Below are 13,752 nucleotides of genomic sequence, written 5' to 3'. Positions count from 1 at the left end.
GTGTGCGGGCGCCTTTCCATGTCCACCCCCTGGAACCGCAGGTCACGGAAAGGTAACGGGGCGCTCTGGAGGGGGCGAGCGCGCACCTTCCGACCCACGATGGGCGCGCGGTCCTCTCGGGCCGTCGGCCCCCGGGCCGCCCGACTCCCCTCTCAGGAGCCGACATGGAACCCTTCGTCCTCGACACCGGGGCCACCGCGTGGATGCTGATGAGCGCCGCGCTCGTGCTGCTCATGACCCCCGCCCTCGCCTTCTTCTACGGCGGCATGGTCCGCGCGAAAACCGTGCTGAACATGATGCTCATGTCCTTCGCGGCGCTCGCAGTCGGCGCGATCGTCTGGACCGTGTGCGGCTACTCGATCGCCTTCGGCGACGACATCGGTGGCGTGATCGGCGATCCCCTCCAGTTCCTCGGCCTCGAGGGGACCGACGAGCAGTCGCTCCTCGCCGCCTCCGGAGTCCCCTTCCTCGTCGCGGCCGCATTCCAGATGACCTTCCCGATCATCACCGTCGCCCTGATCTCCGGGGCGATCGCCGACCGCATCCGCTTCCGCACCTGGGTCGTCTTCGCCGGCCTGTGGACGATCCTGGGCTACGCGCCGATGGCGCACATGGTCTGGGGCGGAGGGCTCCTGTCGGGATCCGCGGACTCGCTCGCCGCGGCTGTCTTCGGGACGACGGGGACCGGATCCGACGCCGTCGCGGCCGTCGCCCCCATCGACTTCGCCGGCGGGACCGTCGTGCACATCAACGCCGGGATGGCGGGCCTCGTGCTCGCGATCCTCACCGGGCGCCGCATCGGCTGGGGCCGTGAGCCGATGAGGCCCCACAGCCTGCCGCTGGTGATGCTGGGCGCGGCCCTGCTGTGGTTCGGATGGTTCGGCTTCAACGCCGGCTCCGCCGGCACCGCGAACGCGACCGCGGGACTGGCCTGGGTGAACACGACCGTCGCGACCGCTGCGGCGATCGCCGGCTGGATGGTCGTCGAGAAAATCCGCGACCGCCACGTCACGAGCCTCGGGGCAGCCTCCGGCGCGGTCGCCGGCCTGGTCGCGATCACCCCGGCCGCGGCCGCCGTCAGCCCCCTCGGGGCCATCGCCCTCGGCGCGATCTCCGGGGCTGTGTGCGCGCTGTCGGTGAGCCTCAAGCACCGCTTCGGCATCGACGACTCCCTCGACGTGGTCGGGGTGCACCTCGTGGGAGGGATCGCGGGCACCGTGCTCATCGGCTTCCTCGCCACGGACACCGGACTCCTGTACGGCGGCGGCTTCGCGCAGCTCGGCGTGCAGGTGATCATCACCCTGGCCGCCGTGCTCGTCTCCGGCACCGTCACACTCGCGGTCGGCCTCCTCCTGAAGGCCGTGCTCGGGTGGAGGATCTCCGAGGAGGAGGAGATCGCCGGCATCGATCTCAGCCGCCATGCCGAGACCGCCTGGGACCTCACCGGGAGCCCGGCGACCCTGCGCAGCATCGCCACCAGCCACGCCCACCGAGGAGAGAACCGATGAAGCTCATCACCGCCGTCATCCAGCCCCACGCCCTGAGCGCCGTCGCCGACGCGCTGCGCGAGCACGGCGCCTCCGGCCTCACCATCACCGAGGTCGCGGGATACGGCCGCCAGGGCGGCCACACCGAGGTGTACCGCGGGGCCGAGTACCGGATCGACACCATCCCGAAGATCAAGATCGAGATCGCCGTGCGCGACGAGAGCGTCGAGGGCGTCGTCGACCTGATCGTGAGCACCGCGCGCAGCGGACGCATCGGCGATGGCAAGGTGTGGGTCACGGACATCGTCGAGACCGTGCGGGTGCGCACGGGCGAGAGAGGGGCAGATGCCGTCTGAACCGCTGCCGGCCAGCCGGCTCGCCCACGTCCTGCACGCCGGCTTCGCGCAGGGCGCATCGGGCCCGGCGCGGCGCGCCGAGCACGCCGCCCTCGTGGACGCCTGGCTCCAGGAGCTGTGGGCGCAGGCGGATCCGCCCGCAGGCGGCGCCGCGCTCGCGGCGATCGGCTCGCTGGGCCGGGGAGATCTCGGCCCCGCGAGCGACCTCGACCTGGTCCTGCTGCTGGACCGCAGCCGGATCGACGAGGAGGAGGCGGCCCGTCTCGCGAGCGCCCTGTGGTACCCCATCTGGGACTCGGGCACGTCCCTGGACCACGCCTCGCGCAGCCCTGAGGAGTGCGAGTCGGTCGCAGGAGAGGACCTGCGCGCCGCGATCTCCCTGCTGGACCTGCGCTGCGTGGCAGGGGAGGAGGCCCTCGTCGCGGACACCGCCTCCCGGGTGCGCCGCCAGTGGCGCTCCGCCGCCCGCCGCCTGAGCGCGGAGCTGATCGACATCGCTCGCGCCCGGGAGGAGCAGTACGGCCAGCTCGCCCACTCCGCCGAGCCCAACCTGAAGTCCGACCGCGGGGGACTGCGCGACATCACGGTGATCCGCGCCTTCGCGGCCTCATGGCTCGCCGATCACGACCACGCGGTCGTCGACGCCGCAGCGAGCACCCTGATGGATGCGCGCGACGCGCTGCAGGCCGTGACCGGACGCGCCACCACCCGCCTCGCACGCGCCGACCAGGACGCCGTCGCCGCGCTGACGGGCTTCGAGACGGCGGACGACCACCTCTCCGCGCTGGCCGACGCCGCGCGCGCGATCTCCTGGCAGCTCCACCGGACCGTGCGCGCCGCCGCCGCGGCTGCCGCCCCGGGCGGATCGGGGACCCGCGGCCAGGGCGCCGACCGCCGGCCGCAGCTCGAGCGCTTCGGCCACGGCGTGCTCGTGCAGTCCGGTGAGGTGTCCGTCGACCCCGCCGTCACGGATCCGGTGCGCGACCTCGCCGCCGTGCGCCATGCCGCGAGCACGGGCCTCCCGCTCGCGGACGCGACCCTCGCCCGCCTCGCCCGTCGGCCGAGCCGCCCGCTCACCCCCGCCCAGCGCGACGTCCTCGTCGATGCCCTCGCCGGAGGGGCGATCCGGGAGACCTACGAGGCGCTCGACGTCCACGGTGCCTTCGGGGGCTTCGTGCCCGGATGGGAGGGCATCCGCAATCGCCCCCAGCGCTCTCCCGTGCACCGCTTCACCGTGGACCGCCACCAGCTCGAGACGGTGAAGGAGGCGCAGTCGCATCTCGCGCGCGTGGACCGGCCCGATCTGCTTCTGGTGACGGCGCTCCTGCACGACATCGGCAAGCGCGGAGACGGCAGCGACCACTCCCTGGCCGGAGCGCCGCTCGCGCGCCGCGCGGCGCTCCACCTGGGATTCGAGGAGGCTGACGCCGACGTGGTCGCGCGCCTCGTGCGCGAGCACCTCACGCTCGTCGAGCTTGCGACCGCGCGCGATCTCTCCGAGCCGGGGACGCTCGAGGCGCTGCTCGAGGCGGTGGACCGCGACCTGGGGGTCCTGGAGCTGCTGCGCGCGCTCACCGAGGCCGACGCCCGCGCCGCGGGGCCGTCGGCCTGGTCGAGCTGGCGGGCGTCGCTCGTGGACCACCTCACCGCCCTCGCCCGCGACGCCCTCACCGGGACCGCCCGGGCCCCGCGAGACCTGCTGACCCCGCAGCGCGCCGCCCAGGCCGCGGTGCGCGAGGCCGTCGGCCGCACCGGCGGGCCGCAGGTGCTGTACCCGGCGCCGACGGACGCAGAGCCCGTCACCCAGGTGTGCCTCGGCGCTCCCGACGGCCCCGGGGTGTTCGCGGCGATGGCGCGAGTGCTCGCGCGCCACCGCATGGACGTGCGCAGCGCCGTCATCCTGACGGCCGAGGGGATCGCGGTCGATACGCGGTGGGTCACGGGCGCCCCGGCCGACCAGCCCCACCCGACCGTCCTGCGCGCGGCCCTCGAGCGCGAGCTGGAGCGACGGCACGATCCGGCCGCCCGCGTGCTCGACGTCGCCCCCGGAGCGCCGCCCCGCACCGCCGAGGACGCCCCGGTGGTGACCCTGCTGCCGGGCGCCGCACCCGGAGCGACCGTCATCCAGGTCAACGCGCGCAACCGGCCGAGCCTGCTCGCCGACGTCGCGGAGATGATCACGCTGCATCAGCTCGAGGTGCGCAGCGCCCACATCATGACCCTCGGCCACCGCGCCGTGGACGTGCTCTACCTGACCGACGCGCGCGGGCGTCCGCTCGCCGACGCGATGGTCCAGCGCGTCATCCCCGCCCTGATGGAGGCAGCCTCGGCGTGAGGTGAGCCGCCCCAGCCCCCTGCGCCCCGGGCGATGCGCGGCGCGCGCCCTACACTGGGACGGTCCACTTGACCCTGGGGGAAGCCTGCCGTGTTCAACAACCTCTCCGACCGCATCGCCGCCTCCCTCAAGGGTCTGCGCGGCCATGGCCGTCTGACCGAGGCGGACGTCGACAAGACGATCCGCGAGATCCGCCGCGCGCTGCTCGACGCCGACGTCGCCGTGCCCGTGGTGCGCGACTTCACCGGGCGCGTGCGCGAGCGGGCGCTGGGCGAGGAGGTCTCCAAGGCGCTGAACCCCGCTCAGCAGGTCGTGAAGATCGTCAACGACGAGCTGGTCGAGATCCTCGGCGGCGCGACCGGCGAGCTGACCTGGGCGAAGAACCCTCCGACGGTCATCATGCTCGCGGGACTGCAGGGCGCGGGCAAGACCACCCTCGCCGGCAAGCTCGCGAAGTGGATGAAGGACCAGGGCCACACCCCGATGCTGGTGGCCGCCGATCTCCAGCGCCCCAACGCCGTCAACCAGCTGCAGATCGTCGGCGAGCGCGCCGGCGTGCCCGTCTTCGCGCCGGAGCCCGGCAACGGCGTCGGCAACCCGGTGCTGGTCGCCATGAACGGCGTCTCCACCGCGCAGTTCCAGCAGCGCGACGTGGTCATCGTCGACACCGCGGGCCGCCTCGGCATCGACGAGGAGATGATGCAGCAGGCGCGGGACATCCGCGATGCCGTGAACCCGCACGAGACCCTGTTCGTCGTCGACGCCATGATCGGCCAGGACGCCGCGCGCGTCGCCGAGGCGTTCCGCGACGGCGTCGGCTTCACGGGCGTGGTGCTCTCGAAGCTCGACGGCGATGCCCGCGGCGGCGCGGCCCTGTCGATCACCGGCGTCACCCAGCGCCCCATCCTGTTCGCCTCGACCGGCGAGCAGCTCGGCGACTTCGAGCGCTTCCACCCCGACCGCATGGCCTCGCGCATCCTCGACATGGGCGACGTCATGTCGCTCATCGAGCAGGCCGAGCGCACCTTCGACGCCGCGGAGGCCGAGAAGGCCGCGCAGAAGCTGGCATCCGGCGAGGACTTCACCCTCGACGACTTCCTGAACCAGATGCAGCAGCTCAAGAAGATGGGCAGCATGAAGAAGATGCTGGGCATGCTTCCGAACATGCGCCAGCATCGCGAGGCTCTCGAGGCCTTCGACGAGCGCGAGATCGATCGCGTCGAGGCGATCGTGCGATCCATGACGCCCGCCGAGCGCAAGGATCCCAAGCTCCTCAACGGCTCGCGCCGCGCCCGCATCGCCAAGGGCTCGGGCACATCGGTCCAGCAGGTCAACCAGATCCTGGAGAACTTCAAGAAGGCCCAGCAGATGATGCGCAGCATGGGCTCGGCCATGGGCGGCGGCGCGATGCCCGGCGGCCCCGGCATGGGCATGGGCAAGAAGTCCCGCGGCCGGATGCAGTCCCCGCGCCCCGTCTCCGGCGGCAAGAAGTCGAAGAACCCCGCGAAGGCCGCGCGCGAGGCCGCCGAGGCGGAGAAGCGGGCGCGCGAAGCGGCCGAGCGCGGCGAGGCGCCCGCCGGTGCGGGTTCGGCGTTCGGCGGCGGGGCGAAGGGCGGGGCGAAGAACGGCTTCGGCGCGATGCCCGACCTCAGCGACATCGACCCCTCGCAGCTGCCCCCGGAGATGCGCAAGCTCCTCGGCGGCCGCTGAGCCGCGGGCGCGCCGGGGCGCGCCGGGCGCCGGGCGGGGTCGCCGCCAGCCCTGCGCCCGCCCGCCCCACGCCAGCCCCGAGCCCGCCCCACCGGAGCGCTCCCTTGCCGCCGCGAGATCGTGGTCCTATGCCAACTTTTGGCATAGGACCACGATCTCGGTGCGAGAGGGCATGTGTTGGGCGCCGCGGCAGCGGCATTGCCGGCGCGAGATCGCGGTCCTATGCCACTTCTTGGCATGGGATCGCGATCTCGCGAAGGACGCAGTGCGGCGCGCACGACTGAGCGCCCACCAGTCCTCCCCACCAGTGGGGCTTCCACAATGCGCGCGCTCCCCGCATGCGTCGCTCTCGATCCTCCATAGCGTCAGCGGCATGCCTCTGCGTCCCACGGATCTCCCGCCTGGCGTGCTGTTCGCACGCGCAGAGCTCCTGCGCCGCGGAGCCCATGAGCGCCTGCTGGCGTCATCCGCCTTCACCCGAGTGCTGCCCGGCTATTACATGCGCACGGACGCTCCCGCCCCCCTGCTCGCCATCCCCGGGACGCTGCAGACCGGCATCGTCCCGAACGCCACGGTCAGTCATGCCACGGCGGGGGAGCTGCTGGGAATCCCGCTGCCCCGGACGTTCTCTCGCCAGGGTGGTGCACTGCTGCATTGCCGGTCGTCGGAGCCATCGTGGGCAGGGCGAGCGAACTCCTGCTATGTCGTACATCGCGGAGGGGAGCCCGCTCAGCGGTGCCGCATCGCGGGCGTGCTCATGTCTCACCCGGTGCTCGTGCTCCAGGAGCTCAGTCCGGGTCTGCGTCACGACGACCTGGTTGTGGGACTCGATGCGGTCATCAGCGGGAAGGGCATGCGTGTGCCGGCGGTGCCGCGAAAGGCAGTCCAGCAGATCGTGGAGAATCTGCGCGGCCGGGGTGCCGCTGCATTGAGGAAGGCTTTCGCCGATGCCGCAGAGAACGTGTGGTCCCCGATGGAGACGCGAGTGCGGCTCCTGCTGATCCGGAGCGGATTCGGTGCGGCGGTCGCCAATTTCGAGGTGCGCGACCCGGTGACCGGGCAGCTGTTCTACATCGATCTCGGGTATCCCTTCCTGAAGATCGCCATCGAGTACGACAGCGAAGAGCACCGCACGAACCGTCGCCAGTGGCAGCGCGACCTCCACAAGGATGAGGTGCTGCATCAGTTGGGCTGGGTCGTGCTGCGGATCTCGATCGCGGACGTCGTCTCGCCCCAGCGGTTCCTGCACCGCCTGAGCGCCGCGATCGAGCGCGCTCAGGCGGTGCTGGCGGTGTGAGGCGGCGGGGAGTGCCTGTTTCGAGGCCCGAGGCCCGAGGCCCGACGCCCGTCGTCCGCCTCTCGACGGGAGCGAGATCGCGGTTCTATGCCAAGAAGTGGCATGAGGTCGCGATCTCGCGGCAGTTGAGCTGGGTGGCGCCCCGCTCAGCCCACTCCCGCGCGTCCCGCCCCGCCCCGCTCGCCTCCTCCCCAGCCGCTCCCGATAGCGTGGAGGCATGGACTCCTCAGCCCTTCTCGCGTTCGGCCTCGTGTTCCTGTTCGTCCTCATCGGGGGTGTGTTCGCAGGGACCGAGATGGCGATCGTGTCGCTGCGGGACTCGCAGATCCGCGAGATCGAGGAGTCGGGGGAGCGGGGCAGGCGCACGGCGGCCCTCGCGCGCGACCCCAACCAGTTCCTCTCGGCCGTGCAGATCGGCGTCACCGTCGCGGGATTCTTCTCCTCCGCCTACGGCGCCTCCACGATCGCCCCTGCCCTCGCCCCTGCGGTCCAGCGCCTCGGTGTCAGCGCCGGCGCCGCGTCCACGATCGCCCTTATCGGCATGACCCTGGTGATCGCCTATCTCTCCCTCGTGTTCGGCGAGCTGGTGCCCAAGCGCCTCGCCATGCAGAACGCGAAGGCGATGACCCGGATCCTCGGCCCCATCCTCGGGGTGTTCAGCGTGCTGATGCGCCCGGTCATCTGGCTCCTGTCGACGTCGACGGACATCGTCGTGCGGCTGCTCGGCGGGGACCCGCACGCGAACCGCGAGGAGGTCTCCGCCGAGGAGATCCGCTCGATGGTGCGCGATTCCGATGCGATCGCGGGGTTCGAGAGCCGCGTGCTGACGGACGTGTTCGACGCGGCCGAGCGCACCGTCGTGGAGGTCATGCGCCCGCGCCGGGACATGCACGTGCTCCCCGCGACCGCGAGCGCCGCCGAAGCCCGCGAGGCGCTGCGCGGGACGACGTTCTCCCGCTACCCGGTGACCGGCATGGACATCGACGACGTCACCGGCTTCGTCCATGTGCGCGACCTGCTGCATGTGGAGGATCCCTCGATGCCGCTGTCGGCGATCGCGCGGCCGATCCTGCAGCTTCCCGGCACGGTCGGCGCGCTCGACGCGCTGAACCGGATGCGCGCCGAGCGCGACCACATCGCGGTCGTGGTCGACGAGTACGGCGGCACCGACGGCCTCGTCACGCTCGAGGACCTGCTGGAGGAGCTCGTCGGCGAGATCTACGACGAGTACGACGCGGAGGTCCGCAGCCCGGGCGCCGCGCACACGGCGGGGGCCCCGCTCGACCTCGACGGCGGACTGATCGTCCAGGAGTTCGGCGACCGCACTGGAGTGGAGCTGCCCGACGGCCGCGGTTACGAGACCGTCGCCGGGTTCGTGATGGCGCAGCTGCGGCGGGTTCCCGCGATCGGGGACAGCGTCGATATCGACGGCGGCCGCCTCGAGGTGCGCGAGATGGACGGGCACCGCGTGACCCGCCTGCGCTTCACGCCCGACGGGGCCGGCTCCGACGCCGACGATGCCGACTATGCCGGCATCGATCCCGCCGCCATCGCTGCCGACGGCGCTGCCGACAGCGCTGCCTCCGGCAGCTCCCGCCTTCCTGCGACCTCGAAGGAGACCCGCGCATGAGCACCGCCTCGCACGCAAGCACCGCCCCTCACTCGAGCACCGCCCCGTCCTTCCGCCCCGCGAGCGCCTCGCCTGCCTACGCCCCGCGGCCGGGACAGGTTGCGCCCGTCCTCCACCTGCGCGGCCCGATCCTGCTGGGTCCGGACGAGGAGCTGAGCGAGGCATGGGTCGTCGGCGGCGCGATCCGCCACGAGCGACCCGACCTGCCCCGCGGCACCGAGATCCAGCGCATCGACGGCTTCGTCGTGCCGGGGCTGGCCGACCTCCACTGCCACATCGGCATCAGCGGCGAGGGGACCGGTACGAGCCTGGCGGAGGCCCGCGCGCAGGCGCGCACCGACCTCGCCACCGGCGTCACGCTGATCCGCGACGCCGGCTCCATCATCGACACCGCCCCGCTCCAGGCAGAGGCGAGGATGCCGCGGCTGATCCGCTGCGGCCGGCACATCGCCCGCACCCGGCGCTACCTGATCGGCTATGCCGAGGAGGTCGAGCCCGAGGCGCTCCCCGGAGCCGTCGCCGAGCAGGCGCGTCGCGGCGACGGCTGGGTGAAGCTCGTGGGCGACTGGATCGACCGGGACGCCGGGGACCTCACACCCACCTGGAACGCCGCGGACTTCCGCGCCGCGGCTGACGCCGCGCACGTCGAGGGTGCCCGCATCACCACCCATACCTTCGACGAGGAGACGCTCCCGCTCGCGCTGGAGGCCGGCTTCGACTGCCTCGAGCACGCCACCGGGCTGACCGACGACACCATCGCCCAGGCCGCCGCGGCGGACGTGCCGGTGGTGACCACCCTGGTGAACGTCGGCGAATTCGAGCAGTACGCGAGCGCGGGGGAGAAGAAGTTCCCCGCCTACGCGGCCCACATGCGCGCTCTGCGAGCGGGACGCTACGCTCGCACGCGCGACGCCTTCGATGCGGGAGTGAGCCTGCTCGTCGGCACCGACGCCGGGGGAGTCCTCGGGCACGGCATCATCCACGACGAGCTCGACGAGCTCTCCCGCTGCGGGCTCGGCGCCTCCGCCATCCTCGAAGCCTCCTCCTGGGCCCCGCGCGCATTCCTCGGAGCGCCCGCGCTCGAGGACGGCGCCCCAGCCGACCTCGTGGTCGTGCGAGAGGATCCGCGCACGGACCACCGGGCGCTGCGCGACCCGGAGCTGGTGCTCGTCGGCGGGGTGCGAGCGGGCCGGGACTGAAACCGGAGCGCCGGTAGTCTCAGTCCTCCCGCCCCGAGAGGAGTCCCGATGGATCTCGCCCGCATCATCGCAGACCAGCGCTTCACGCCGGTCCGCTTCAGCGAGGGCTACGACGTGGGGGAGGTCGACGCCTTCCTCGACCGGGCTGCCAGTGCCGCGGCCTCCCCGGACCCCCGGGACGCCGCGGTCCTCCGCGCGGAGCTCCCGTCCATCCATTTCGCCCCCGTGCGCATGTCCGAGGGGTACGACATGCAGGAGGTCGACGACTTCCTGGACGACGTGCTCGCGCCGGCCCTGGCGGAGCTGGTCCCGGACTCCGGCTCCGGCCCCATCGACTGCGCAGTGGCGGCTGATCTGCTCACACGGACGACTCCCGCCCTCGCCCGCTTCGGCCTGCTCACCCCGCTCTTCACGCGGGAGAGCGTGGACGCGACCACCGCTGATGCGGTGCGCGCGCTCACGGGTGGCGGCGACGAGGGATTCCGGCGCCGTGCTGGCATCGGCATCCTGGAGTCGGCGCACCTCGTGCCGCACCGCGGTCTCGCCCAGGGGTACGTGCAGCGGGACGTCGAGCAGCGCTTCGCGCGGGTGCTCGCTCTGCTGCGCCTGCGCTGAGCGCTTCCGTCGGCCCCCCGGCCATCGGGCGATCGCACGCCGACGGACGTGCCCCGGCCCACAGCCTCCCGCCTGGCGAGCCCGGCCGGGGACCTGGCATACTGGGCCCTTGTATGCGTGCTGACCGGCCCTCTACCCGCCAGCTCGCGTCCAACCCGAGGCTCGCCTGCGCCCGCATCACCCCACAGGCAGCGGCGATCCTCACCCGAACATCTCCGAAGGAGCGCCATACGTGGCCGTCAAGATCCGTCTGAAGCGCATGGGCAAGATCCGTGCACCGTTCTACCGCGTCGTCGTCGCCGATTCGCGCACCAAGCGCGATGGCGCCGTCATCGAGGAGATCGGCAAGTACCACCCGACCGAGGAGCCCTCGTTCATCGAGATCAAGTCCGACCGTGCGCAGTACTGGCTCGGCGTGGGCGCGCAGCCCACCGAGCAGGTCGCTGTGCTCCTCAAGATCACCGGTGACTGGCAGAAGTTCAAGGGCGAGCCCGGCGCTGAGGGCACCCTGAAGACGAAGGCCGAGAAGGCCACCGCCGAGGAGCTCATCGCCGAGGCCGACAAGGCCGCCGGCGCGAAGCGCGAGGACCTCAAGAAGGCCAAGGCCGAGGCCGAGGCCGAGAAGGCTGCAGAGGCCGAGAAGGCTGCCGCGGAGAAGGCTGAGGCCGACAAGGCCGCTGAGTCCGAGGCTTCCGAGTCCGAGGCTCCCGCCGAGGAGGCCGCTGAGGCTCCCGCCGAGACCGAGTCCGCTGCGGACGAGGCCTGAGCATGAACGCTCGCGCTGAAGCCCTGGACCACCTGGTGCGCGGCATCGTCGACTCTCCTGATGACGTCCGCGTCACCGAGAAGTCGACCCGCCGCGGGCCGCTCCTGGAGGTTCGTGTGGCTCCGGCCGACCTGGGTCGCGTGATCGGCCGCTCCGGCCGCACCGCCCGTGCTCTGCGCACGGTGACCGCCGCACTGTCGGATGACGACGTGCGCGTGGACATCGTCGACGTCGATCGCCGCTGAGGCGAATCGCCCCGCATGACCGACGAAGGCGGCACCGGCTCTCGGTGCCGCCTTCGGCATGTCCCCACCCTGTCGCCCGCGGGCGAGGATCCCGGAGAGCTCCGATGACCACCAGAGACGTCACGATCGCGACCATCGGCAAGGCCCACGGCCTGCGCGGAGAGGTGAGCCTCATCCTGCGCACCGATCAGCCGGAGGAGCGCCTCCAGGACGGCACCGTCTTCGAGATCGCGGCCGACGAGGGAGCGCGCACCCTCACCATCGTCTCCACCCGCCTGCAGCAGGGTCGCTGGTACGCGAAGTTCGCCGAGGTCTCCTCGCGGACCGACGCCGAGGCGCTGCGCGGGGCCGTCCTCTCCCTCGAGATCGACCTCGAGGAGGAGGCTGAGGAGGACCCGGACGCCTGGTACCCCTCGGATCTGAAGGGCCTCGCCGTGCGCCACGTCGACGGCCGCGAGCTCGGCACGGTGCTCGACCTCGAGCTCCATCCCGCCCAGGACCTCCTCATCGTGCGCGGCCTCGACGGCCGCCGCGTCATGCTCCCGTTCGTCGAGGCGCTCGTCCCCGAGGTGGATGTCGAGGGCGGAATCGTGCTCGCCGATCCGCCCGGAGGCCTGTTCGAGGACCTCCCCGAGGACGACGACGAGGACGTGGACGCGACCGAGAGCCCGGCCGAGGGCGTCTGAGATGCGCATCGACGTCATCACGATCTTCCCCGAGTACCTCGCACCTCTCGAGCTCTCCCTCATCGGGAAGGCCGCCCGCGAGGGGCTGATCGGGGTGCACCGCCACGACCTGCGCACCTGGGCCCATGACCGGCATCGCACGGTCGACGACTCCCCGCTCGGCGGGGGCGCCGGCATGGTGATGAAGCCCGGCGTCTGGGCGGAGGCCTTCGCCGCGGTGATCGCTGCGGGGCGCGAGGAGCTCGGCCCTGACGCGCAGCCGCTGATCGTCTTCCCGAACCCGGCGGGCGCCGTGTTCGCGCAGGCCACCGCCCGCGAATGGTCGGGAAGGGACTGGATCGTGTTCGCGTGCGGCCGCTACGAGGGGATCGACGAGCGCGTCTACGAGTTCCTGGCCGACAGCGGTGCCGAGGTCGCCCTGGCCTCGCTCGGCGACTACGTGCTCAACGGCGGCGAGGTCGCGGTCCTCGCGATCACCGAGGCCGTCGTGCGGCTGATCCCGGGGGTCGTCGGCAATGCCGAATCGCTCGTGGAGGAGTCGCACTCCTCGGGGCTGCTCGAGTACCCGCTCTACACGCGCCCCGCGAGCTGGGAGGATCCGCTCGGCGTCGTCCGGGAGGCGCCGGAGGTGCTGCTCTCGGGCAACCACGCGGTGATCGCCGCCTGGCGCGCCGAGCAGTCCGTGCAGCGCACGGCTGAGCGCCGACCGGATCTGCTGGGCGCTGACGGCGCGGCGGTGGAGCCTCGCGCGCTCTGAGCCGCGCGAGGCGCCGCTGGCGGCCGGCCCGCAGTGTGATCTGGGCCGGAGCCGCTGCCGCCCGTGGCAATCACGCCCCCCGCGCGGCATAATGGCTCCTTGTGCACGCCGCGCGCACCTCTGCCTCAGGGGAGGAGCGCACGAAGCGGCCGGGCAGGTCCGTCGCGATGGGAGTCGTGGCCAGAGGCCCAGCACACCGGCACGAGCCTCGGCTCGCCGGATCCAGGAGGTTCATTCCGGGGCCGCTCGCGGCCTCGGCGAACACGCCGCAGGACCTGAGGCCAGTGGCAGGAGAATGACATGCAGAAGCTCGACGAGCTCGACAAGGCGCAGCTGCGCGACAACATCCCGACGTTCCGCCCCGGCGACAACGTCAAGGTCCACGTGAAGGTCGTCGAGGGCAACCGCTCCCGCATCCAGGTCTTCCAGGGCTACGTCATCGCCCGCCAGGGCGACGGCATCCGCGAGACCTTCCGCGTCCGCAAGATCTCCTTCGGCGTCGGCGTGGAGCGCGTGTTCCCCGTGCACGCCCCGACCATCGATCGCATCGAGGTCGTCACCCGCGGCGACGTGCGCCGCGCGAAGCTGTACTACCTGCGCGGCCTGACCGGCAAGAAGGCCCGCATCAAGGAGAAGCGCGATCACTCCTGATCGCCCGCATCCCTGAGC

The 13,752-nt window shown here is 72.2% G+C and carries 13 protein-coding genes; all 13 read left to right on the top strand.

All coding sequences use genetic code 11. The annotated features are described in order from the left end of the window. The first annotated feature begins 164 nt into the window (after positions 1 to 164). The 13 genes from Bequi_RS01815 (at position 165) to rplS (ending at position 13,734) form a co-directional block, all read left to right on the top strand. Complete coding sequence (locus Bequi_RS01815; protein WP_249736296.1) at positions 165 to 1,508, top strand: ammonium transporter; 1,344 nt, start codon at positions 165 to 167, stop codon at positions 1,506 to 1,508. Beyond that, positions 1,505 to 1,843, top strand: a complete 339-nt coding sequence (locus Bequi_RS01810) for a P-II family nitrogen regulator (protein WP_249736295.1) — start codon at positions 1,505 to 1,507, stop codon at positions 1,841 to 1,843. Before Bequi_RS01815 ends, Bequi_RS01810 begins: the two co-directional genes overlap by 4 nt. Further along, on the top strand, positions 1,833 to 4,178 hold the full coding sequence (locus Bequi_RS01805; RefSeq protein WP_249736294.1) for a [protein-PII] uridylyltransferase: 2,346 nt from the start codon (positions 1,833 to 1,835) through the stop codon (positions 4,176 to 4,178). Before Bequi_RS01810 ends, Bequi_RS01805 begins: the two co-directional genes overlap by 11 nt. A gap of 90 nt (positions 4,179 to 4,268) precedes the next feature. Then, complete coding sequence (gene ffh / locus Bequi_RS01800) at positions 4,269 to 5,888, top strand: signal recognition particle protein (protein WP_249736293.1); 1,620 nt, start codon at positions 4,269 to 4,271, stop codon at positions 5,886 to 5,888. A 373-nt stretch (positions 5,889 to 6,261) separates the two neighbouring features. Further along, positions 6,262 to 7,185: an endonuclease domain-containing protein gene (locus Bequi_RS01795; protein ID WP_249736292.1), complete on the top strand. Its 924-nt coding sequence runs from the start codon at positions 6,262 to 6,264 to the stop codon at positions 7,183 to 7,185. Between the two features lie 217 nt (positions 7,186 to 7,402). Then, the gene (locus tag Bequi_RS01790; protein ID WP_249736291.1) at positions 7,403 to 8,815 is read left to right on the top strand and encodes a hemolysin family protein; all 1,413 of its coding nucleotides are present in this window, start codon (positions 7,403 to 7,405) and stop codon (positions 8,813 to 8,815) included. Continuing rightward, positions 8,812 to 10,014 (top strand): amidohydrolase family protein, encoded by a 1,203-nt coding sequence (locus Bequi_RS01785; protein WP_249736290.1) that lies wholly within the window; start codon positions 8,812 to 8,814, stop codon positions 10,012 to 10,014. The genes Bequi_RS01790 and Bequi_RS01785 overlap by 4 nt, the downstream gene beginning before the upstream one ends. 48 nt (positions 10,015 to 10,062) lie before the next feature. Continuing rightward, positions 10,063 to 10,629, top strand: coding sequence for a DivIVA domain-containing protein (locus Bequi_RS01780; protein ID WP_249736289.1), 567 nt, complete (start codon positions 10,063 to 10,065; stop codon positions 10,627 to 10,629). Between the two features lie 232 nt (positions 10,630 to 10,861). After that, positions 10,862 to 11,395 (top strand): 30S ribosomal protein S16, encoded by a 534-nt coding sequence (gene rpsP / locus Bequi_RS01775; protein ID WP_249736288.1) that lies wholly within the window; start codon positions 10,862 to 10,864, stop codon positions 11,393 to 11,395. 2 nt (positions 11,396 to 11,397) lie between these two features. Further along, positions 11,398 to 11,640, top strand: a complete 243-nt coding sequence (locus tag Bequi_RS01770) for an RNA-binding protein (protein ID WP_249736287.1) — start codon at positions 11,398 to 11,400, stop codon at positions 11,638 to 11,640. Positions 11,641 to 11,744: 104 nt separating this feature from the next. Continuing rightward, complete coding sequence (gene rimM / locus Bequi_RS01765; protein ID WP_249736286.1) at positions 11,745 to 12,326, top strand: ribosome maturation factor RimM; 582 nt, start codon at positions 11,745 to 11,747, stop codon at positions 12,324 to 12,326. 1 nt (position 12,327) lies between these two features. Continuing rightward, complete coding sequence (gene trmD, locus Bequi_RS01760; RefSeq protein ID WP_249736285.1) at positions 12,328 to 13,083, top strand: tRNA (guanosine(37)-N1)-methyltransferase TrmD; 756 nt, start codon at positions 12,328 to 12,330, stop codon at positions 13,081 to 13,083. A gap of 300 nt (positions 13,084 to 13,383) precedes the next feature. Continuing rightward, positions 13,384 to 13,734, top strand: a complete 351-nt coding sequence (gene rplS / locus Bequi_RS01755) for a 50S ribosomal protein L19 (protein ID WP_249736284.1) — start codon at positions 13,384 to 13,386, stop codon at positions 13,732 to 13,734. Positions 13,735 to 13,752 lie beyond the last annotated feature (18 nt).

The sequence above is a fragment of the Brachybacterium equifaecis genome, assembly GCF_023509525.1.
Lineage (GTDB): Bacteria > Actinomycetota > Actinomycetes > Actinomycetales > Dermabacteraceae > Brachybacterium > Brachybacterium equifaecis.
This window is presented reverse-complemented; position numbering and strand designations above follow the sequence as displayed.

Coding starts and splice junctions, on each gene's coding strand:
- rplS (WP_249736284.1), top strand. CDS start 13,384: ATGCAGAAGCTCGACGAGCTCGACAAGGCGCAGCTGCGCGACAACATC.
- Bequi_RS01770 (WP_249736287.1), top strand. CDS start 11,398: ATGAACGCTCGCGCTGAAGCCCTGGACCACCTGGTGCGCGGCATCGTC.
- Bequi_RS01795 (WP_249736292.1), top strand. CDS start 6,262: ATGCCTCTGCGTCCCACGGATCTCCCGCCTGGCGTGCTGTTCGCACGC.
- Bequi_RS01785 (WP_249736290.1), top strand. CDS start 8,812: ATGAGCACCGCCTCGCACGCAAGCACCGCCCCTCACTCGAGCACCGCC.
- trmD (WP_249736285.1), top strand. CDS start 12,328: ATGCGCATCGACGTCATCACGATCTTCCCCGAGTACCTCGCACCTCTC.
- Bequi_RS01790 (WP_249736291.1), top strand. CDS start 7,403: ATGGACTCCTCAGCCCTTCTCGCGTTCGGCCTCGTGTTCCTGTTCGTC.
- rimM (WP_249736286.1), top strand. CDS start 11,745: ATGACCACCAGAGACGTCACGATCGCGACCATCGGCAAGGCCCACGGC.
- Bequi_RS01780 (WP_249736289.1), top strand. CDS start 10,063: ATGGATCTCGCCCGCATCATCGCAGACCAGCGCTTCACGCCGGTCCGC.
- Bequi_RS01815 (WP_249736296.1), top strand. CDS start 165: ATGGAACCCTTCGTCCTCGACACCGGGGCCACCGCGTGGATGCTGATG.
- Bequi_RS01810 (WP_249736295.1), top strand. CDS start 1,505: ATGAAGCTCATCACCGCCGTCATCCAGCCCCACGCCCTGAGCGCCGTC.
- Bequi_RS01805 (WP_249736294.1), top strand. CDS start 1,833: ATGCCGTCTGAACCGCTGCCGGCCAGCCGGCTCGCCCACGTCCTGCAC.